Here is a 19,091-nt window from a genome sequence, read left to right as displayed (position 1 = left end):
CGGGCGGACCGGTCCGGCCCGCCGGAGTCCGGTGACGGGCTCGCCGGACCACCGGAACGGCCGTGCGCCGACCCCGTGTGGGTTCGCGCCGACAGCGAACGGCGCACGGTTCACCCTCCGGGGCACCCTCCTCCGGGTGGCCAGGCGATGACCCTGCGTCGGCAGGCGGTAGCGTGCGCCCAGCAGTACGACGAGAGGACGAGGTCATGCGCCTTGCGGTCATCCCCGGTGACGGCATCGGCCCGGAAGTGATCAACGAGGCACTCAAGGTCCTCGGCGAGGTGGCCCGCGATGTGGAGACGGTGGAGTACGACCTCGGCGCGGCGCGCTGGCACTCCACCGGCGAGCTGCTCCCGGAGACCGTGCTGACCGAGATCAAGCAGCACGACGCGATCCTGCTGGGCGCGGTCGGTGACCCGTCGGTGCCGAGTGGGATCCTGGAGCGCGGCCTGCTGCTGCGGCTGCGTTTCGAACTGGACCACCATGTGAACCTGCGGCCGGCCCGGCTCTACCCGGGTGTGCGCGGGCCGCTGACGGGCAACCCCGAGATCGACATGGTGGTCGTCCGGGAGGGCACGGAGGGCCCCTACGTGGGTACCGGCGGGCTGCTCCGCAAGGACACCCCGCACGAGATCGCGACCGAGGTCAGCCAGAACACCGCGTTCGGTATCGAACGGGTCGTGCGGGACGCGTTCGCGCGTGCCCAGCGTCGCCCGCGCAAGCACCTCACCCTGGTGCACAAGACCAACGTGCTCACCTACGCGGGAGCGCTGTGGTCGCGGATCGTGGAGGAGGTGTCGCTGGAGTACCCGGAGGTGTCGGTCGCCTACCAGCACATCGACTCGACGACCATCCACATGGTCACCGATCCCGGCCGCTACGACGTGATCGTCACCGACAACCTGTTCGGTGACATCCTCACCGACCTCGCCGCCGCGGTGACCGGTGGCATCGGCCTGGCGGCCAGCGGCAACCTCGACGCCAGCCGCACCAACCCGTCGATGTTCGAGCCGGTGCACGGTTCGGCGCCGGACATCGCCGGGCAGGGGATCGCCGACCCGACGGCGGCCGTGCTCTCGGTGGCTCTCATGCTCGATCACCTGGGGCACACCGACTCGGCCCGCCGGATCGAGGCCGCTGTCGCGTTCGACCTGGCCACCCGGGACCACTCGGCGACCGGCAACACCTCCTCGATCGGCGACCGGCTCGCGGCGCTGGTGTCGAGCCGTGAGGTCACCGCACCCTGACCCGTGACGGCGTGGTGGCCGCTGGGAGCCCGGCGGCCACCCGCGGTCGTCACACCTGTTCGGACGGGCCGGTCAGCAGGGTCACCCCGGCGCCGGCGAAGTTCGCGAGGTCTGCGGTGGCGGCCTGGCCCTCCGCGCCGCCCATCCCGGCCTGGAACGCGGCCTCGTCGGCGAACTCGATCACGGCGACCAGGTGGTACGGCGGCCGCTGCCCGTCCGGCCCCGGTACCGGCCGGGAGATCGTGTACCGCTGCACACCCGGGATCTTCTTCGCCAGCGGCGCATGCACCTCGTCGTAGTGCTTGTCGAACGCGGCCGGGTCGTCCGGGTGGTTGTAGAGCACGGTGATCTGGAACACGTGTGGTCCTTCGCCTCGTGGCGACGCCTCGCTGCGCCGCTGCACTGCCGACCCTGGTCCATCGGCCGCCGCAATACCACCACCGGTTGGCCCGGCCACTCCGTGCCGGAACGTTATGGCAGGCAAGCCTTATCTCGGCTATACCAACGGGGTGCAACGATTCCGTCTGCTCGGAGCCCTCACCGTGGCGACCGCTCTCCTCGCCGGTTGCGCCACCGGTGCCGTCCCGGGCGGCGAGCCCGCCCCGTCCGAAGACCAGAGAGCCTTCCCGGTCACCGTGGAACACCGGTTCGGCTCCGCGACGATCCCCGAGGAACCGGAGCGGGTGGTGGCGCTCGGCTACACCGAGCAGGACGCGATCCTCGCGTTCGGCGTCGTCCCGGTGGGGGTCCGGTACGCCTTCGGCCCGCAGGACGACGCGTTCTTCCCGTGGGCCGACGCGGCCGCCGGTGCCGCCGCGCCGACGATCCTGCCCCGTGAGGACCTCGACCCGGAGGCCGTCGCCGCGTTGCAGCCGGATCTGATCATGGCGGTCACGGCGGGCCTCGACCGCTCCCAGTACGACCTGCTGAGCCGCATCGCCCCGGTCGTGGTGCCGCCGCAGGACTACATCGACTTCGGCGTCCCGTGGCAGGAGCAGACCCGCATCACCGGACGGGCGCTCGGTCAACCGCAGCGGGCGGAGGAGCTCGTCGCCGAGGTCGAGGGGGAGTTCGCCCGGGTGCGGGCCGACCACCCGGAACTCGCCGGCCGGAGCGTCGTCCTGTCCGGGCCCGCCTACGACGGGCAGTACCCCGTGCACGCGAGCGACGACACCCGCACCCGCTTCTTCGCCGAGCTCGGGATGGTCGTGCCACCGGCGATCGACGCCGCGGCGGGTGACCAGTTCTACGCCTACCTCTCCCGCGAGCAGGCCGGGATGCTCGCGGGAGACGTGGTCGCCTTCCAGGTGGGCTCGCCCGCCGAGCGCGCCGGCATCGAGAGCGACCAGGTGCTCGCCTCGGTACCGGCCGTCGCCGAGGGCCGGACGCTGTGGATCGAGGGCACGGACTACGACGCGCTCCAGTTCGCGAGCCCGCTGTCGCTGCCCTACCTGCTCGACGAGTTCGTGCCGAAGCTCGCCGCCGCGCTGGGCTGATCCCGCACCCGCAGCTCCGCGGGCACCACGACCGGCCCGGGGCCCGACCCGGCGAGGCGGCGGACCAGCAGTGCGACCGCCGCCTCGCCGAGCTCGGTGGGCCGCAGGTCGAGCGCGGTGATCCCGGCGGCGGCGACCGCCGTGCTGTCCACGCCGGACACGACGGCCAGACCGGGCGCCGCCGCCCGCACCCCGAGTGCGGCGTCGGTGGGCAGGGCCAGTACGGCGTCGACGTCGGACGGCAGGGTGCGGGCCGCGTCCGCCGCTTCGGCGACCGTGCGGTTCATGCCCAGCGTCCGGACCAGTGGCCCGGTTCCCCGGGCGGCGCACCAGTCGTCGTAGGTGCGGCGGGCGTCGTCGAGCCAGGCCCACGGTTCGTCCCCGGAGAACAGGGCGATCCGGCGGGCGCCCCGCCCGCCGAGGTGCTCCAACGCCCTCCGGGTGGCCGCGGCGTGGTCGTTGCCCGCCCACCACCCGTCGTCGCGGCCGGGCTCGCGGTCCACCGTGACCAGTGCGAGCCCGGCGGCGGCGCAGGCGGCGGAGACCGGGTCGTCGCGGAAGGGGTCGAGCAGCAGCATCCCGTCGACGTCGAGCCGGGCAAGCTCCTCCGCGCCGGAGGGGCGCGGCGCCAGCAGCATGAGCAGGCCGGCCTCGATCGCGCTCGCCGCACAGGCCACCGTGAGCTGCTGCAGGTAGTCGGACTCCCGCATCCAGCGCGCCCAGAGCGCGCGCTCGGGCGGGATGCACAGCGCGACGGTCCCGGTCCGGCCCGAGCGCAGTGCCTGCGCCGCGCGCCGCGGCCGCCAGCCGAGCTCCACCGCCGCGGCGCGCACCCGGTCCCGGGTCGCCGGGTCGACGCGGCCGGTCCCGTTCATCGCCGACGACACCGTGGACACCGACACCCCGGCCGCGGCGGCGACGTCGGTGATCGTGGGGCGCCGCCGGGCGGCCGGCGGGGGGCCTGTCTCGCGTGACATCCGCCGCCTTCCGGGAGCCCCACCGGTGCCCGAGCGGACCGGTACGCCAGATGGTAGGAGCCGCCGCGGACCGCCGGACTACCCTGACCCCACCATGAGTACTCCAGCCCAGGTCCGGGTGCGGTTCTCGCCGTCCCCGACCGGTATCCCGCACGTCGGTCTCGTCCGCACCGCCCTGTTCAACTGGGCGCACGCCCGCCATCACGGCGGCACACTGGTCTTCCGGATCGAGGACACCGACGCCAGCCGGGACTCCGCCGAGTCCTACGAGGCCCTTCTCGACGCGCTGAACTGGCTCGGCCTGGACTGGGACGAGGGGGTGGAGAAGGGCGGGCCGCACGGGCCGTACCGGCAGAGCGAGCGCGGCCAGATCTACGCCGACGCACTGCGCAGGCTGATCGAGGGCGGCGAGGTCTACGAGTCGTTCTCCTTGGCGGCGGAGATCGAGGCACGGCACCGGGCCGCGGGGCGGGACCCGAAGCTCGGTTACGACAACGCCGACCGCGACCTCACCGACGAGCAGAAGGCCGCCTTCCGTGCCGAGGGCCGTTCCCCGGTCTACCGGCTGCGGATGCCCGAGCACGACATCACCTTCACCGACCTGGTCCGCGGCGAGATCACCTTCCGGGCCGGGCAGGTGCCCGACTTCGTGCTCGCCCGCGGCGACGGCACCCCGCTCTACCCGCTGACCAACCCGGTCGACGACGCGCTGATGGAGATCACGCACGTGCTGCGCGGCGAGGACCTGCTGGCCTCGACACCGCGGCAGATCGCGTTGTTGCAGGCGCTGCAGCGGGTCGGGATCGGCAACGGGCCCTTCGTCTACGCGCACCTGCCGCTGGTGACCGGCGAGGGCAACCGCAAGCTCTCCAAGCGCGACCCGGAGTCGAACCTGTTCCACCACCGGGACCGCGGATTCGTGCCCGAGGGCCTGCTCAACTACCTGGCGCTGCTCGGCTGGTCGATCGCGGACGACCGCGACGTGTTCAGCCTGGAGGAGATGGTCGCCGCCTTCGACGTCTCCCGGGTGTCGGGCAACGCCGCCCGGTTCGACGTGAAGAAGGCCGAGGCGATCAACGCGGCGCACCTGCGGCTGCTCGCCCCGGACGACTTCGCCGCACGGGTGGTTCCCTACCTCGCCGCGGAGGGGATCGAACTCACGACGGACCAGGAGCAGCTGCTCGCCGCCGCCGCGCCGCTGGTGCAGGAGCGCAGCCAGGTGCTCTCCGACGCGGCCCGCATGCTCGCGTTCCTGTTCCGCGACGAGGACAGCTTCGCCCCTGATGCCGACGCCGCCGCGAAGAACCTGAACGCCGACGCCGCCCCGGTGCTCGAGGCCGCCGTGGCCGGGCTGACCGACCTCCCGGAGTGGACGGCGGCGGCCATCGAGGAGTCGCTGAAGAGCTCGCTGGTGGACGGCCTGGGGCTCAAGCCGCGCAAGGCGTTCGGCCCGGTGCGGGTCGCCATCAGCGGCCGGACGGTGTCGCCGCCGCTCTACGAGAGCATGGAGCTGCTGGGCCGAGAGCGCTCGCTGGCCCGCCTGGGGGCCGGTGTCCGGCTCGCCCGGGGCATGGGCTAGAGTAGCCACAGCACGGAGATCGGGGCCCGATCGCTGATAGGGCCCCGATTTTCGATGGGGTATGGTGTAATTGGCAGCACGACTGATTCTGGTTCAGTTAGTCTAGGTTCGAGTCCTGGTACCCCAGCGGGAATCATGTCCTGGTTCATCCAGTTCCGGGCTTCTGGTTTCTGACATCGGCATCGTCTCGTCTCGGCCCCGTCGTCTAGCGGCCTAGGACGCCGCCCTCTCAAGGCGGTAGCGCGGGTTCAAATCCCGTCGGGGCTACCACGCGAGATGCCTGTCGCGTCCGGTTCGCGATTCGTCCGTGATCCGGCCAGAGATGAATACCGATGTTCCTGGTCCCGTCGTCTAGCGGCCTAGGACGCCGCCCTCTCAAGGCGGTAGCGCGGGTTCAAATCCCGTCGGGACTACGCAGAAGGGCCCCTGCTCCATCCGGAGCGGGGGCCTTTTCGTCGTCCGGGGCCACGGTGACGGACAGTCGGCTACCGGGGACCTCCCCGAGCAGGCAGGCCTGCGCCGGGAAGGCGGCCCGGGGCATGTGGCGAGTCGGTCCGCCGGTCGTGAGATCACATGTCAGGAGCGCCCGGACCTCGGCGACGGACGCCTGCCGACGGCGAACTCGACGCCCGGTGGGAGGAGCCGCGCAGAGGACGACACGCTGTCGACCGGTCTGCCGGGCCGAGGCCCCGCGCCGACCTGCAGCCATGGCTCGGTGAATCGTATGCCGACCGTGGCCCACCGGATCTCGGGGCCTCTTCCCCACGGCTATCCGGCCTGTGGCTCAGGGGGTGGTGGTTGGTCGGGCGTCGAAGGCGGGGGATCGTCCGTGGTCGGCGCGGGCTCGGTGGTTGTCGGTGGTGGCTCGTCCGACGTCGTCACCGGCGGGGGCGGTGGTGGCGGGGGAGGCGGTGGCTCCTCCGACGTCGTGCGCACGGTGGTCCGCTGCCGGGTCGGCTCCGGGTCCTGCCGCTGCGGTGGCGGCGGCGGTGGCTCCTCGCTGGTGGGCGGCGGTGCCTCGCTGGTCGTCGTCGGCAACGCGGGCAGCTGCGGCGTGGCGTTGCTGACCGAACGGTCCTGCGGCCAGAAGAACACCGCCGCCAGCACGGCGAGCGCCGCCACGACCCCGCCCGCACCGATGAGGACCGCCGGCGAGCGCCGGGCCACCGTGGCGGGCGGGGAGACGGCGGTGACGTCGTGGTCGCCGTGGCTCGCGGTGGCGAGGTCGTCACCGGGGTACCCGCCGTAGGCGGCCGGAACGACCGGGAGCCGGTCGGTCGGCGGATCGGCGTCGGCGCCGTCGAGGTAGGCGGTCCGGCCAGGAGGGAGCTGGGCGGTCGGCGGGGATCCGGCCGGGATCCGGCCGGTGACCGGGTCCTCGCCCTCCCACGGCAGCGGTCCGGGGTCGTCGGCCAGCGCGGCACCGCCACGGGCGGCCGGGCCACCAGCACCTGCGAGAGGGGCACCGGGCGGCCCGACGTCGGTCGCGAGCGGGGTCGCGGTGGCGGGGTCGACCGGACCGAGCGCGAGCACGGCACCTTTCGCGATCGCGTTCTTCGGGTCGGCGTCCACCTGCACCGGCCGCCCGAGCTCGGACGACACCAGCTGCGCCACCAGCGGCACCCGGGACGATCCGCCCACCAGCAGCACCACCGACGGGCCGGACGCGGCGAGCCCGGCGGACTCGATCGCCCGCTGCAGCGCCTCCACCGACTCCTCGAGCCGCGGCCGGATCCGTTCCTCGAAGTCGCTGCGGTGCAACCGCACCGTCGTCCGGACCTCACCCAGCCACACCGGGATCGAGACCTCGGTGTCGGCCGACAGCGCCTCCTTGGCCTCCCGGCAGTCGCGTCGCAACCGGGCCATCTGCGACCAGCTGTCCGGATCGGCCTCGTCGAGCGCCTCGAACGCCTGCGGGACGGCTTCCCGGACGTGGTCGACGACGGCCTGGTCGAAGTCCGCCCCGCCGAGCTGTTCGACCCCCTCGGGGCGGCCGAGCAGGGTGAACAGGGTGCCGCCGATCGCCGTGTCGTGCGGGCCGGTGGCCGTGATCCCGGCGGCGCCGGCCACCTCCTTCCGGACGACGGCGGCGTCGAACGTCCCGCCGCCCAGGTCGTAGACGGCGACGGTCGCGCCGCCCTCCACCCGCTCGTTGGCGGCGTAGTGCAGGGCCGCCGACTGCGGCTCGGTCAGGAAGGTGACGGCCAGGCCGCGCTCGGCGAGCGCGGCGGCGAACAGCTCCCGCTTGTGCCCGCCCCAGGACGCCGGGTGCGAGACCGCGAGCCGGTCCGGTGGTCCGCCCTCGATGCGGGACACGATGTCGACGACGTGCCCGGCGAGCAGCGCGGAGAGTCGCTCGGCGGTGAAGGAGTGCTCACCGAGCGGGATCGGGGTCGGGTCACCGATGCGGCGCTTGAACTCGCGTGCGACCCGGTCGGGCTCGGTCAGCGCGCGGCGCTCGGCGGCGTCGCCGAACAGCAGCGACCCGTCCGGTGCGCAGTGGACCACGGACGGGATGTCCACCGAGTGGTCCCCCAGGGTGACCATCTCGGCGGCGGGGCTCCCTGAGCGGATGACGGCGGCGGCCGTCCTGGTCGTGCCGACGTCGATACCCAGGAGGTAGCCCGCCGATTTGCTGGTAAGCACAGTCTCCCCGGAAGCACTCCACCGTGGTCACGGGACCGGCCCGGTGCCGGACCCCCACACGGTAGTGGACGGGGTGCCTGCCGGAGCCCGGGGTCAGCTCAGCCGTTGCTGCAGCGCGTCGGCCGCGGCGAGCAGGTCGGCGGCCCAGCGCACACCGGGGCGCCTGCCGATCCGGTCGACCGGCCCGGACACCGAGACCGCGGCGACGACCCGGCCCGCGCCGTCGCGGACCGGAGCGGAGACCGACGCGACACCTGGCTCCCGCTCGGCGACGCTCTGTGCCCAGCCGCGGCGGCGGACGTCGACCAGCACCCGGTCGGAGAAGGTGGCGTCGGCGAGCACCTGTCGCTGCGTCTGCGGGTCGGACCAGGCCGCGAGCACCTTCGCGCCGGAACCGGCGGTCATCGGCAACCGGGACCCGACCGGAACCGTGTCCCGCAGCCCGGCCGGTGGCTCGGCGTGCGCGATGCAGATCCGGTGCACACCGTCGCGCCGGTAGAGCTGCACGCTCTCACCGGTGATGTCGCGCAACCGGGGGAGCACGGCCGCGGCCGCGTCGAGCAACGGATCGGGGCGCCCGCCCGCCAGCTGGCCGAGGGTCGGCCCCGGGTGCCATCGCCCGTCGGGGGTGCGCAGCAGCATCCCGTGCACCTCCAGGCCCACGGCGAGCCGGTGTGCGGTGGCGCGCGGCAGACCCGTGCGCTCGCACAGTTCGGCCAGGCCGCACGGCCCTTCCGCCGTCGCGCGGAGAACCCCCACCGCCTTGTCGAGCACGCCGATCCCGCTAGACTGTCCCACGTTCCGATACTAACGTCCCAGATCGTGGGAAGTCCACTCACGATCAGATCACTGAGGGAGGCGAGCGTGAGCCCCGCAGACAGGCCGCGAACGCTGGCCGAGAAGGTCTGGGATCTGCACCTCGTCCGCAAGGGCGAGGGCGACGAGCCCGACCTGCTCTACATCGACCTGCACCTCGTGCACGAGGTCACCAGCCCCCAGGCGTTCGACGGGCTCCGGCTCGCCGGGCGCCCCGTCCGCCGTCCCGACCTCACGCTCGCGACCGAGGACCACAACGTACCCACCCTCGACGTGCTCGCCCCGATCGCCGACGAGGTCTCCCGGGTCCAGGTCGAGACGCTGCGCCGCAACTGCGCGGAGTTCGGCGTCCCGCTCTACCCGATGAACCACGCCGAGCAGGGGATCGTGCACGTCGTGGGGCCGCAGCTCGGGCTGACCCAGCCGGGGACCACCGTGGTGTGCGGCGACTCGCACACCTCCACCCACGGTGCGTTCGGTGCGATGGCGTTCGGCATCGGCACCTCCGAGGTCGAGCACGTGCTCGCCACCCAGACGTTGCCGCTGAAGCCGTTCAGGACGATGGCGATCAACGTCACCTCCTCCGACGGCACCCTGCGCCCCGGCGTCACCAGCAAGGACGTCATCCTCGCCGTGATCGCGAAGATCGGCACCGGTGGCGGGCAGGGTTACGTCCTGGAGTACCGGGGCAACGTGATCGAGAACCTCTCGATGGAAGCCCGGATGACGATCTGCAACATGTCGATCGAGGCGGGCGCCCGGGCCGGGATGATCGCCCCGGACGAGACGACCTTCGCCTATCTGAAGGGGCGCGACCGCGCGCCGTCCGGCGCCGACTGGGACGCCGCGGTGGCCGACTGGCGTGATCTGCGGACCGACGACGGAGCCGTGTTCGACGCGGTCGTCGACATCGACGCCGACGAGCTCACCCCGTTCGTCACCTGGGGAACCAACCCCGGCCAGGGGGCGCCGCTGAGCGAGTCGGTGCCGGACCCGGAGCGGATCACCGACGAGGCCGAGCGCGCCGCCGTCGAGAAGGCGCTGTCCTACATGGGCCTGACCGGTGGGACCCCGCTGCGCGAGGTGGCCGTGGACGCGGTGTTCGTCGGCTCCTGCACCAACGGCCGGATCGAGGACCTGCGGGCCGTCGCCGGAGTACTCGACGGGCGCAAGGTCGCGCCCGGGATGCGGATGCTGGTGGTGCCCGGGTCGATGCGGGTCCGCCGGCAGGCCGAGGAGGAGGGGCTGCACGAGATCTTCACCAGCGCCGGCGCCGAGTGGCGCTCCGCGGGCTGCTCGATGTGCCTGGGCATGAACCCGGACCAGCTCGCCCCCGGTGAGCGCTGCGCCTCGACCTCGAACCGCAACTTCGAGGGCAGGCAGGGCAAGGGGGGCCGCACCCACCTGGTGTCCCCGCTGGTCGCCGCCGCGACGGCGGTCCGGGGCACCCTGTCGAGCCCGGAGGACCTGGACTGATGGAGAAGTTCGACACCCACACCGGGATCGGCGTCCCGCTGCGCTGGTCCAACGTGGACACCGACCAGATCATCCCGGCCGTCTACCTGAAGCGGGTCACCCGCACCGGTTTCGACGACGGGCTGTTCTCGGCGTGGCGGCAGGACCCGTCGTTCGTGCTCAACAACGAGCCCTTCGACCGCGGCTCGGTGCTCGTCGCCGGGCCCGACTTCGGCACCGGCTCGTCCCGCGAGCACGCCGTCTGGGCCCTGATGGACTACGGGTTCCGGGTGGTCATCTCGTCCCGCTTCGCCGACATCTTCCGCGGGAACTCGGCCAAGGCGGGTCTGGTCGCGGCCCAGGTCCCCCAGCCCGACGTGGAGCTGATCTGGAAGAAGCTGGAGAACGAGCCGGGCACCCTGGTGACCGTCGATCTGCGGGAGAAGTCGGTGCAGGTCGGTGACCTGACCGTCCCGTTCCAGATCGACGACTACGCACGGTGGCGCCTGCTGGAGGGGCTCGACGACATCGGGCTCACCCTGCGTCACGAGGACGCGATCACCGCTTTCGAGCGAACCCGGCCCGAACGGATGCCGCGCACCACGGCGTGAGTCGCACCGGGTGGTCGTCCGTCGTCACCGGACGGTGGACGACCACCCGTACGGACCTGCCCGATCGGCGGGTATGCGACCTCGACTCACCGCCAGATCTGGTGTGGGGCAGGGCCTACCCCTACCGTTCGTGACCATGAACAAGGCTCAGCTCGTCGATGCGCTGACCACCCGGCTCGGCGACCGTCGGGCCGCCACCGCCGCCGTGGACGCGATGGTCGAGGTCATCGTGGAGACCGTCGGTTCGGGCGGTTCGGTCACGCTGACCGGTTTCGGGGTGTTCGAGGCGCGCCGGCGCGCACCCCGGACGGCCCGTAATCCCCGGACCGGGGAGACCGTTCCGGTCGGGGAGACGATCGTGCCGTCGTTCCGGCCGGGCGCGGCCTTCAAGGAGCGGGTCGCCACGAGCGAGGCCGCGGCCGCGGGAGCGACGAGTGCGCCCCGGCGCGCCCCGCGGGAACGCACGGTCTCCGCGCCGCTCGGTCCCGCCGACGCGCAGCGGTCCACCGGGACCGGTGGCCGCGCGAAGCGAGCGGCACCGAAGAAGGCCGCGGCGACCGCCACCGCGTCGGCTGCCGAGGCCGCGACGGGACGGGCCGGGGTGACGAAGTCGGGCTCGACGGCGAAGAAGTCGACTGCGAGGAAGCCGGCCGCGGCAGCGGCGAAACCCCTCGCCGCGACCGACGCTCCTGCCAAGAAGAAGCCTTCGAAGAAGCGCACCTCCTGACTCCGGCGGGTGGGCGGGCGCCCGCCACCGGCGCGACCGGGCGCCCCCCCCGGCCCTTCCCCGGCGCGCGGCGGCGCACCGGCCGGTCCGTCAGGCGGAGGGTCGGCGGTAGTAGTCGGCGAACAGGAGTTCGCCGTCCGGGCCGAAGCCGAGGAACCAGGTGCTGGCCTTGTGCGAGGGCACGCCGGTATCCGTTCCGGCCCCGGCCTCGCGGAGCAGGCCCTCCACCACGTCCGGGATCACCCCGCCCTGGCTGCTCAGCAACGTCACCCCGGGCTGCGCGGCGAGTTCGCGGAACCGGGCCCGACCGGCGTCGGGATCGGCCCAGTAGCCGTTCTCGCCGAGCAGCGGCTCGACCGGCAGGTCGTCGACCCGGTCCGGGCCCGCGCCGATCTTCCCGACGAGCGGCGCGATGGTCTGCTTGCAGCGCAGCGGCGGCGCCGTGCACAACCGGTCCGGGCCGAACCGGGGCAGGAACCCGGCGAGCCGCTCCGCCTGCGTGTGGCCGGTCCCCGACAGCGGCCGCAGATCGTCGTCGCCCTCCCAGCAGTCGCGGTTGCCCGCCTTAGCGTGCCGCACCAGCAGGACCGTCGACGCCGGGGCCCCGACGTCGGCGAACCGTCGGACGAGCGCCGCGTCGTGGGCGTGGGTGAGCAGGGAACCGGCCTCGTCGGGACCGACCCAGCGCAGCTCGTCGGTCTCGTCGTTCGGTGCGAACCCCGGGTCGCCCACGACCTCGGCGGCCCAGTAGTGCACGACCTTCCGGCCCTTCCCGGGGACGGTGTAAGTGCTGTGCCCGAGCCGGGCCCCCAGCCTGCAGTCCAGCCGGGCCTCCTCGGCGGTCTCCCGCAGGGCGGTGACCGTCAGCGACTCGCCGGGATCCTGATGCCCCTTGGGCAGCGACCAGTCGTCGTAACGGGGCCGGTGCACCAGTGCGACCTGCAACCCCCCGTCGGGGGTCCGGCGGTAGGGCACGGTCCCGGCCGCGACGACGTCGGAGATCCCCGCCGGGTCGACCTCGTCCCCGTCGAACCGCACCCGGGACAGCAGGGTCATCCGCCGGTCAGTCCTCGCTCGAGCCACGACGGGATTTCATCATCTCGACCTGGTGGTCACGGACCCGGATGTTCGACGAACCCGGTGCCGGCGACGGCGACCAGATCCCGTCCGGCCCGAGCGTCCAGCACCGGGTGGCCGGATCGAGGCAGGAGTCGAACATGTCCCCGAGCTGGGCGGCGAGCTTCGGATCGGCCACCCGGAGCATCACCTCGACGCGGCGGTCGAGGTTGCGGTGCATCATGTCCGCCGAGCCGATCCAGTACTCGTCGGCGGCACCGAAGTGCAGCACCCGGGAGTGCTCCAGGAACGGGCCGAGGATCGACCGGATCGAGACGTTGTCCGACAACCCGGGCCGGCCCGGGATCATCGCGCAGATCCCACGGACCACGATGTCGACCGGGACCCCGGCCTGCGACGCCCGGTAGCAGGCGTCGATCACGGCCTCGTCGACCAGCGAGTTGACCTTGATCCGGACGCGGGCGCCGGGCTCCCCGGAGCGGTGCGCCTCGATCTCGTCGTCGATCCGGCGGACGATGCCGCGGCGCACCCCGTACGGGGCGACCAGCAGGCTGCGGTAGGAGGTCTGCCGGGAGTAGCCGGTCAGCGAGTTGAACAGGTCGGTGAGGTCGGCGCCGATCGTCGGGTCGGCGGTGAGCACGCCGATGTCCTCGTAGAGCCGCGCCGTCTTCGGGTTGTAGTTGCCGGTGCCGATGTGGCAGTACCGGCGGATCTCCGAGCCCTCCTGGCGGACCACCAGGGCCGTCTTGCAGTGCGTCTTGAGGCCCACCAGGCCGTAGACGACGTGCACGCCCGCCCGCTCCAGCTGCCGGGCCCAGCGGATGTTGGCCTGCTCGTCGAACCGGGCCTTGATCTCGACCAGCGCGACGACCTGCTTGCCCGCCTCGGCGGCGTCGATCAGCGCGTTCACGATCGGCGAGTCACCGGAGGTCCGGTACAGCGTCTGCTTGATCGCCAGCACGTTCGGGTCGGCGGCGGCCTGCTCGATGAACCGCTGCACGCTGGTGGAGAACGAGTCGTAGGGGTGGTGCACCAGCACGTCACCCTCGCGCAGGGTCGCGAACACGCTGCGCGGGGTCTCCCGCTCGGCGAACGCCGGATGGGTGGCCGGGCGGAACGGCTCGTCCTTCAGGTCCGGCCGGTTCACCCCGTGCACCTGCCACAACCCGGTCAGGTCGAGCAGGCCGGGGACCGTGACGACGTCGTTCGGGTCGACGTCGAGCTCACGCAGCAACAGCTCCAGCACGTGCTCGGACATCGTGTCGAGCACCTCCAGACGCACCGGCGGCCCGAACCGGCGCCGGGCCAGCTCGCGCTCCAGCGCCTGCAGGAGGTCCTCGTCGCGGTCCTCCTCGACCTCCAGGTCGGCGTTGCGGGTGACCCGGAACGGATGCACCTCGGCGACGTCCATGCCGGTGAACAGATCGCCCAGGTGCGCGGCGATCAGGTCCTCGATCGGCAGGAACGTGACGGTGCGGTTGCCGGAGCGGGTGTCGGTGTCCGGCGGGTCGACCGACACCAGGCGGGGGACGTTGTTCGGGACCTTCACCCGGGCGAAGCGCTCCGTCCGGCCCTCCGGGTCACGCACCGTCACCGCCAGGTTGAGCGACAGCCCGGAGATGTAGGGGAACGGGTGCGCCGGGTCCACGGCCAGCGGCGTCAGCACCGGGAACACCGACTCGGAGAAGTAGTCCGACAACCGCAGCCGCTCGGCGTCGGTCAGGTCGTCCCAGGACCGGATGTGCACACCGGCCGACGCCAGCTCCGGGCGCAGCTCCTCCATGAAGACCTCGGCGTGCGCCCGGGACAGCGCACGGGAGCGCTCGGTGATCCGGGCCAGCTGCTGGCGGGGGGTGAGACCGTCGGCGCTGCGCACGCTCAGACCGGTCTCGTCGCGGCGTTTCAGGCCGGCCACCCGGACCATGTAGAACTCGTCGAGGTTGGACGCGAAGATCGCCAGGAACTTGGCGCGCTCCAGCAGCGGCTGGCTGGCGTCCTCGGCGAGCGCCAGCACCCGGGCGTTGAAGTCGAGCCAGGACAGCTCGCGGTTGAGGTAGCGGTCCTCGGGCAGCACGTCGGGCACCGACGACGCCGGAGCGGTGGCCCCGGCCGGCGGCGCGATCGGGGCCGCACCCGCCGACGGCGCGGGTGGCGCCGGCGGCGCGGCGGGCGGGGCCTGCTGGGCCGGGATCTCCGGGGGCACCGGCTGGTCGGGGCTCACCTGGTCGGCGACGGGCTGGTTGGAGGTGTGCAACCGGCGCGATGCCGGGCGCGGGGCGCGCCGGCCGCCCGGCCGCTGCCGCGCCCGGGAGTGGGCGGGGCCACCGGGCTGAGGGGTGCCGTTGCGCCCGTTCGGTGCTGCCGCGTCGTCACTCACCCGACGATTGTTTCGCACGCCGCTGGCCCGGGCCAAGCCGGACACCGCGGGGTTCGGTGAATTCGCGGTGCGGGCCCCGGAGATGTGTCACACATTCGGGCTGCGCAGCGCCGCCGGCGGGGGGCCGGCGGGCGGTGCGGCGTCCCGGGCGTCGATCACCGCTCGGGTCCATGTGCCGACGCCGAGCCGGACGGCCTCGTCGAGATCGGTGACGGTGTCGACGTCGCGGCGCAGGCCGGGCCGCACACCCGGCAGCACGACCGCACCCGACTCGCGGTGCGCGGCCGCGGAGGCGCCGCCGAAGTGCGGGTCGAGCCGGTGACCAGGGGCGGCGAGCAGCAGCGTGGTGCCCTCGCCGGGGGCATCGGGCTGGAACGCCCGGTGCGCGCCCGCGCCGAAGAGCCGGGCTGCGACGGTGACGGCGTCGTCGAGCTCCGCCGGGCGCAGCGCGGGGAGATCGGCCTGCAGGGCGCCGATCATCGGGCCGGCGTCGCTCGAGCGCAGCAACGTCGCGCCGTGTCGCAGCGCGCCGTTGAGCCCGCGACCGGGGTCGGTGACCACCTCGACACCGAACGCTCCGAGCGCTCCGAGCTCCATGGCGACGGCCGGATCCGAGGAGATCACCAGCACCCGGCCCACCGTCGTCGCACCGACGGCCGCGACGACCGTGTCCCGGGCCAGCGCGAGCGCGAGCCGTTGGTGCGCGCCGAGTTCGCCGACGCCCCCGTCCGCCGCGCCGCGCAGCCTGGTCTTGGCCTTGGGCAGCGGTTTCACCGGCACGACCAGGTCCACCCGCAGGGTCACACCGCCCATCGTCGCACCTCGCACCGCGATCCCGTGTCACGGAGGCGTCACGGCACCGGGTCGGGCGGGGTGCACCGCGGCCGACGGGTACGGGGGTGGGTTTACCGGACCGGGCCGTTGTGGGGAGACTCCATGCCGACGATCCGGATCACTCGAGGTCCGGGACCGCTGACGACCCCGCCTCGACGCGGGTGTGAGGAGGCCGCCGGTGGCCCGCGAGAAGGGCGGATTCTGGGTCGGGCTCGCCGCGACCGTGTTCTATCCGCTGGGCTGGCTGACCGGCCGGCAGCGGTACGAGGGCCGCGAGCACCTGCCCGCGAGCGGCGGGGCGCTGCTGGTCGGCAACCACATCTCCCACCTGGACCCGATCCACACGGCGCTGTTCGTGCACACCGCGCGCCGGGTGCCGCGGTTCATGGCCAAGAACGGCCTGTGGGACGTCCCGGTGCTCGGCTCGATCCTGCGCGGCAGCGGGCAGATCCCGGTCTTCCGCGACACCGCCGACGCCCAGCAGAGCCTCGCGGCAGGCACCCAGGCGCTCGCCGACGGCAAGATCGTCATCATCTACCCGGAGGGCACGATCACCCGGGACCCGGCCGGGTGGCCGATGCGGTCCCGGACCGGGGTCGCCCGGATGGCGCTCGCGTCGGACGTGCCGATCGTCCCGATGGTGCACTGGGGCACCCGCGAGGTCTACGACCACTACGGCAAGCGGTTCCGGCCGCTGCCGCGCACCGAGCTGGTGCTGCGGGCCGGGGAGCCGGTGGATCTGTCGGCGTACCGGGGCCGTCCGGTCGACGCCGGTGTGCTGCGCGAGGTCACCGACATCATCATGGGGCGGGTCCGGGATCTGCTGGCCGAGGTGCGCGGCGAGCCGGCGCCGGCCGAGTTCTACCGCCGCGGCCAGGAACCGGAGGCCGGGTGATGAGTTCCGCGCGTCCGGTGAACGAGCCGGTGCACGACATCGCCCGGGTCGCGGTGCTCGGAGCGGGGAGCTGGGGCACCTCGTTCGCGAAGGTCCTCGGCGACGCCGGGCGCGAGGTGCGGCTGTGGGCCCGCCGCAGCGAGGTGGCCGACGCCGTCAACGGGACCCGGCAGAACCCGGATTACCTGCCCGGCGTCGAGCTGCCGGTCGGGTTACGGGCCACCGCGGACCCGGCGGAGGCCCTCGACGGGGTCGACGCGGTGGTGCTGGCGGTGCCGTCGCAGTCGCTGCGCGCCAACCTCGAACGCTGGCGCGACCTGATCCCGGACGGGGTGACGCTCACCAGCCTGGCGAAGGGCGTCGAGCTGGGGACGCTGAAGCGGATGACCGAGGTGATCGACGACGTCACCGGGGTCGGGGTGAACCGGCTCGCCGTCGTCTCCGGGCCGAACCTGGCCGCGGAGATCGCGCACGAGCAGCCGACCGCCACCGTGATCGCCTGTGCCGACCACGGCCGCGCGGTGGCCCTGCAGACGGCGTGCGCGACCGGGTACTTCCGCGCCTACACCAACACCGACGTGGTCGGTGCCGAATTGGGCGGCGCCGGCAAGAACGTGATCGCGCTCGCGGTGGGCGTCGCGTCCGGTATGGGGCTGGGTGACAACTCGCGGGCGTCGCTGATCACCCGCGGGCTGGCCGAGATGTCCCGGCTGGGGACGGCACTGGGGGCCTCCCCGATGACCTTCGCCGGCCTCGCCGGGATGGGCGACCTGGTGGCGACGTGCTCGTCGCCGCTGTCGCGCAACCGCACCTTCGGTGAGCAGATCGGCCGCGGTGCCACCCTCGCCGAGGCCGAACGGGCCAACCACGGCCAGGTCGCCGAGGGGGTCAAGTCCTGCCTGTCGATCTGTGAGCTCGGCGAGCGGCACGGTGTCGAGCTGCCGATCGCGGACGCGGTCCGCCGGGTGTGCCACGAGGGGATGACCGCGCACCAGATGGCGAAGGAGCTGATCTCCCGGGCGCCGAAGCCCGAGTAGCGTTGCGCCCGATGAACGGCGACGGGACCAGGTGCGTACGGGGCGGCGGGCACGAGGAACCGGAGATCGGTGACCCCCTGCACCGTGGCCCGGTGCTGACCAGCACCTTCCACCTCGGCCTTCCGGAGCAGGCCGAGCCGGGTGCGGACTTCTACGCCCGCGCGGGCAACCCGACGTGGCGCGAGTTCGAGGCGGCCGTCGGGGCGCTCGACGGTGGGCCGTGTGTCGCGTTCCCGAGCGGGATGGCGGCGATCGCGGCGGTGCTGCGCGGGTTCACCGGGCCCGGTCGCGGTGTCCTGCTGCCCTCGGACGGTTACTACGTGGCCCGGGCGCTGGCCGACGAGGAGCTGGCACCGCTGGGGATCGGGGTCGGGTACTGCGCGACCGCGGGGGACTGGGCCGCCGCGATCGAGGAGTCGCGGCCGGGGCTGGTGCTGGTGGAGACGCCGTCCAACCCGGGACTGGAGGTGTGCGGCGTCGCCGCGATCGCCGCCGCCGCGCACCGGACCGGCGCGGTCGTCGCGGTCGACAACACGACGTGCACCCCGCTGGGGCAGCGGCCGCTGGAGCTCGGCGCGGATCTGGTGGTCGCCTCCGACACCAAGGCGCTGTCCGGGCACGGGGACCTGCTGCTCGGGCACGTCAGCGCCGCGGACCCGGTGCACGCCGAGCGGATCCGGGCCGCCCGGACCCGGGGCGGGGCGATCCCGGGGCCGATGGAGACCTGGCTGGCGTTGCGCGGGCTGGGCACCCTGGACCTGCGGCTGGCCCGGCAGGCGGAGAACGCCCGTGCGCTGGCTGTGGCGCTGCGCGAGCACGGCGCGGTGCGCGACGTGCGCTGGCCGGGGCTGGCCGACGACCCGGCGCACCAGCTGGCGCGGACCCAGATGCGCCGCTGGAACGGTGTGCTGCGGTTCACCCTGCCCGACGTGCACGCCGTCTCCGGCTTCCTGCAGCGCAGCACACTGGTCGACTCGGCGACGAGCTTCGGCGGGCTGCGCACCGCCGCGGACCGGCGGGCCCGGTGGGGCGACGCGGTGCCCGAGGGGCTGGTGCGGCTGTCCTGCGGGGTGGAGGACACCGACGACCTGGTGGCCGACGTGATCGGTGCGCTCGGGTAACGGCCCGGACGCTTCGGCCCAGACGTTTCCGCTGGTGGGGCTCGGTGATCAGGGGCCGTCGGCGGGCTGCGGACCAACGGGTACACCGGTTGTCGGCGTCACTATCACACTCGCGAGATCGGCGGCATCTGCCCTCAGGCAGCGCCGGTTCTGGCTGGTCGGCGCCGCCGGTGCCGATCACATTCCTGTGGCACCC

At 73.3% G+C, this 19,091-nt stretch carries 16 protein-coding genes and 3 tRNA genes; 12 read left to right on the top strand and 7 right to left on the bottom strand.

All coding sequences use genetic code 11. The features are described 5' to 3' along the window. The first annotated feature begins 206 nt into the window (after positions 1 to 206). Positions 207 to 1,247 (top strand): 3-isopropylmalate dehydrogenase, encoded by a 1,041-nt coding sequence (locus AB0J24_RS20885; protein WP_358683772.1) that lies wholly within the window; start codon positions 207 to 209, stop codon positions 1,245 to 1,247. Between the two features lie 49 nt (positions 1,248 to 1,296). Here the strand turns inward: AB0J24_RS20885 and AB0J24_RS20880 are convergent, their stop codons facing one another. Beyond that, positions 1,297 to 1,605: an EthD family reductase gene (locus tag AB0J24_RS20880; protein WP_358683770.1), complete on the bottom strand. Its 309-nt coding sequence runs from the start codon at positions 1,603 to 1,605 to the stop codon at positions 1,297 to 1,299. 151 nt (positions 1,606 to 1,756) lie between these two features. On the opposite strand from AB0J24_RS20880, the gene AB0J24_RS20875 reads away from it, so the two are divergent. Further along, positions 1,757 to 2,743 (top strand): ABC transporter substrate-binding protein, encoded by a 987-nt coding sequence (locus tag AB0J24_RS20875; RefSeq protein WP_358683768.1) that lies wholly within the window; start codon positions 1,757 to 1,759, stop codon positions 2,741 to 2,743. On the opposite strand, the gene AB0J24_RS20870 is transcribed toward AB0J24_RS20875, so the two are convergent. After that, a complete protein-coding gene (locus AB0J24_RS20870) occupies positions 2,695 to 3,720 on the bottom strand; it encodes a LacI family DNA-binding transcriptional regulator (protein ID WP_358683766.1) in 1,026 nt (341 codons plus the stop codon). The two genes, AB0J24_RS20875 and AB0J24_RS20870, sit on opposite strands and share 49 nt — an antisense overlap. A gap of 94 nt (positions 3,721 to 3,814) precedes the next feature. On the opposite strand from AB0J24_RS20870, the gene gltX reads away from it, so the two are divergent. From gltX to AB0J24_RS20850, 4 genes are all read left to right on the top strand, one after another. Continuing rightward, positions 3,815 to 5,299 (top strand): glutamate--tRNA ligase, encoded by a 1,485-nt coding sequence (gene gltX, locus AB0J24_RS20865; RefSeq protein ID WP_358683764.1) that lies wholly within the window; start codon positions 3,815 to 3,817, stop codon positions 5,297 to 5,299. Positions 5,300 to 5,354: 55 nt separating this feature from the next. Continuing rightward, a tRNA-Gln gene (locus AB0J24_RS20860) sits at positions 5,355 to 5,426 on the top strand. Positions 5,427 to 5,493: 67 nt separating this feature from the next. After that, positions 5,494 to 5,569: transfer RNA gene (locus AB0J24_RS20855), tRNA-Glu, on the top strand. A gap of 70 nt (positions 5,570 to 5,639) precedes the next feature. Next, positions 5,640 to 5,712, top strand: a tRNA-Glu gene (locus AB0J24_RS20850). Positions 5,713 to 6,067: 355 nt separating this feature from the next. On the opposite strand, the gene AB0J24_RS20845 is transcribed toward AB0J24_RS20850, so the two are convergent. Together AB0J24_RS20845 and AB0J24_RS20840 are read right to left on the bottom strand one after the other, a co-directional pair. Further along, positions 6,068 to 7,945 (bottom strand): Hsp70 family protein, encoded by a 1,878-nt coding sequence (locus tag AB0J24_RS20845; RefSeq protein ID WP_358683762.1) that lies wholly within the window; start codon positions 7,943 to 7,945, stop codon positions 6,068 to 6,070. A 93-nt stretch (positions 7,946 to 8,038) separates the two neighbouring features. Then, positions 8,039 to 8,743, bottom strand: a complete 705-nt coding sequence (locus tag AB0J24_RS20840; RefSeq protein ID WP_358683760.1) for an IclR family transcriptional regulator — start codon at positions 8,741 to 8,743, stop codon at positions 8,039 to 8,041. Between the two features lie 66 nt (positions 8,744 to 8,809). Between AB0J24_RS20840 and leuC the strand changes: the two genes are divergently transcribed. From leuC to AB0J24_RS20825, 3 genes are all read left to right on the top strand, one after another. Beyond that, positions 8,810 to 10,237, top strand: coding sequence for a 3-isopropylmalate dehydratase large subunit (gene leuC / locus AB0J24_RS20835; protein ID WP_358683758.1), 1,428 nt, complete (start codon positions 8,810 to 8,812; stop codon positions 10,235 to 10,237). After that, a complete protein-coding gene (gene leuD / locus AB0J24_RS20830) occupies positions 10,237 to 10,827 on the top strand; it encodes a 3-isopropylmalate dehydratase small subunit (protein WP_358683756.1) in 591 nt (196 codons plus the stop codon). The genes leuC and leuD overlap by 1 nt, the downstream gene beginning before the upstream one ends. A 136-nt stretch (positions 10,828 to 10,963) precedes the next feature. After that, entirely contained in the window at positions 10,964 to 11,554 is a 591-nt protein-coding gene (locus AB0J24_RS20825) for an HU family DNA-binding protein (protein WP_358683754.1), read from the top strand. A gap of 90 nt (positions 11,555 to 11,644) precedes the next feature. Here the strand turns inward: AB0J24_RS20825 and AB0J24_RS20820 are convergent, their stop codons facing one another. The 3 genes from AB0J24_RS20820 to cofC form a co-directional block, all read right to left on the bottom strand. Beyond that, positions 11,645 to 12,610 (bottom strand): bifunctional NUDIX hydrolase/histidine phosphatase family protein, encoded by a 966-nt coding sequence (locus AB0J24_RS20820; RefSeq protein WP_358683752.1) that lies wholly within the window; start codon positions 12,608 to 12,610, stop codon positions 11,645 to 11,647. A 7-nt stretch (positions 12,611 to 12,617) separates the two neighbouring features. Next, positions 12,618 to 14,885, bottom strand: coding sequence for an RNA degradosome polyphosphate kinase (locus tag AB0J24_RS20815; RefSeq protein ID WP_358683939.1), 2,268 nt, complete (start codon positions 14,883 to 14,885; stop codon positions 12,618 to 12,620). A gap of 210 nt (positions 14,886 to 15,095) precedes the next feature. After that, positions 15,096 to 15,821 carry a 2-phospho-L-lactate guanylyltransferase gene (cofC, locus tag AB0J24_RS20810; RefSeq protein WP_358683750.1) on the bottom strand — a complete coding sequence of 242 codons (726 nt, stop codon included), beginning with the start codon at positions 15,819 to 15,821 and terminating at the stop codon, positions 15,096 to 15,098. A 199-nt stretch (positions 15,822 to 16,020) separates the two neighbouring features. Between cofC and AB0J24_RS20805 the strand changes: the two genes are divergently transcribed. The 3 genes from AB0J24_RS20805 to AB0J24_RS20795 are packed head-to-tail and all read left to right on the top strand — an operon-like array spanning position 16,021 to position 18,895. Beyond that, positions 16,021 to 16,737, top strand: coding sequence for a lysophospholipid acyltransferase family protein (locus AB0J24_RS20805; RefSeq protein WP_358683748.1), 717 nt, complete (start codon positions 16,021 to 16,023; stop codon positions 16,735 to 16,737). Then, positions 16,737 to 17,774: an NAD(P)H-dependent glycerol-3-phosphate dehydrogenase gene (locus AB0J24_RS20800; RefSeq protein ID WP_358683746.1), complete on the top strand. Its 1,038-nt coding sequence runs from the start codon at positions 16,737 to 16,739 to the stop codon at positions 17,772 to 17,774. Before AB0J24_RS20805 ends, AB0J24_RS20800 begins: the two co-directional genes overlap by 1 nt. Before the next feature lie 11 nt (positions 17,775 to 17,785). Then, positions 17,786 to 18,895: a cystathionine gamma-lyase gene (locus AB0J24_RS20795; protein WP_358683744.1), complete on the top strand. Its 1,110-nt coding sequence runs from the start codon at positions 17,786 to 17,788 to the stop codon at positions 18,893 to 18,895. The last annotated feature ends 196 nt before the right edge of the window (positions 18,896 to 19,091 follow it).

Origin of the sequence: Pseudonocardia sp. NPDC049635 (genome assembly GCF_040659795.1) — a bacterium.
Lineage (GTDB): Bacteria > Actinomycetota > Actinomycetes > Mycobacteriales > Pseudonocardiaceae > Pseudonocardia.
The sequence above is the reverse complement of the archived record's forward strand: the minus strand, read 5'-3'. Positions and strand labels throughout refer to the sequence as shown.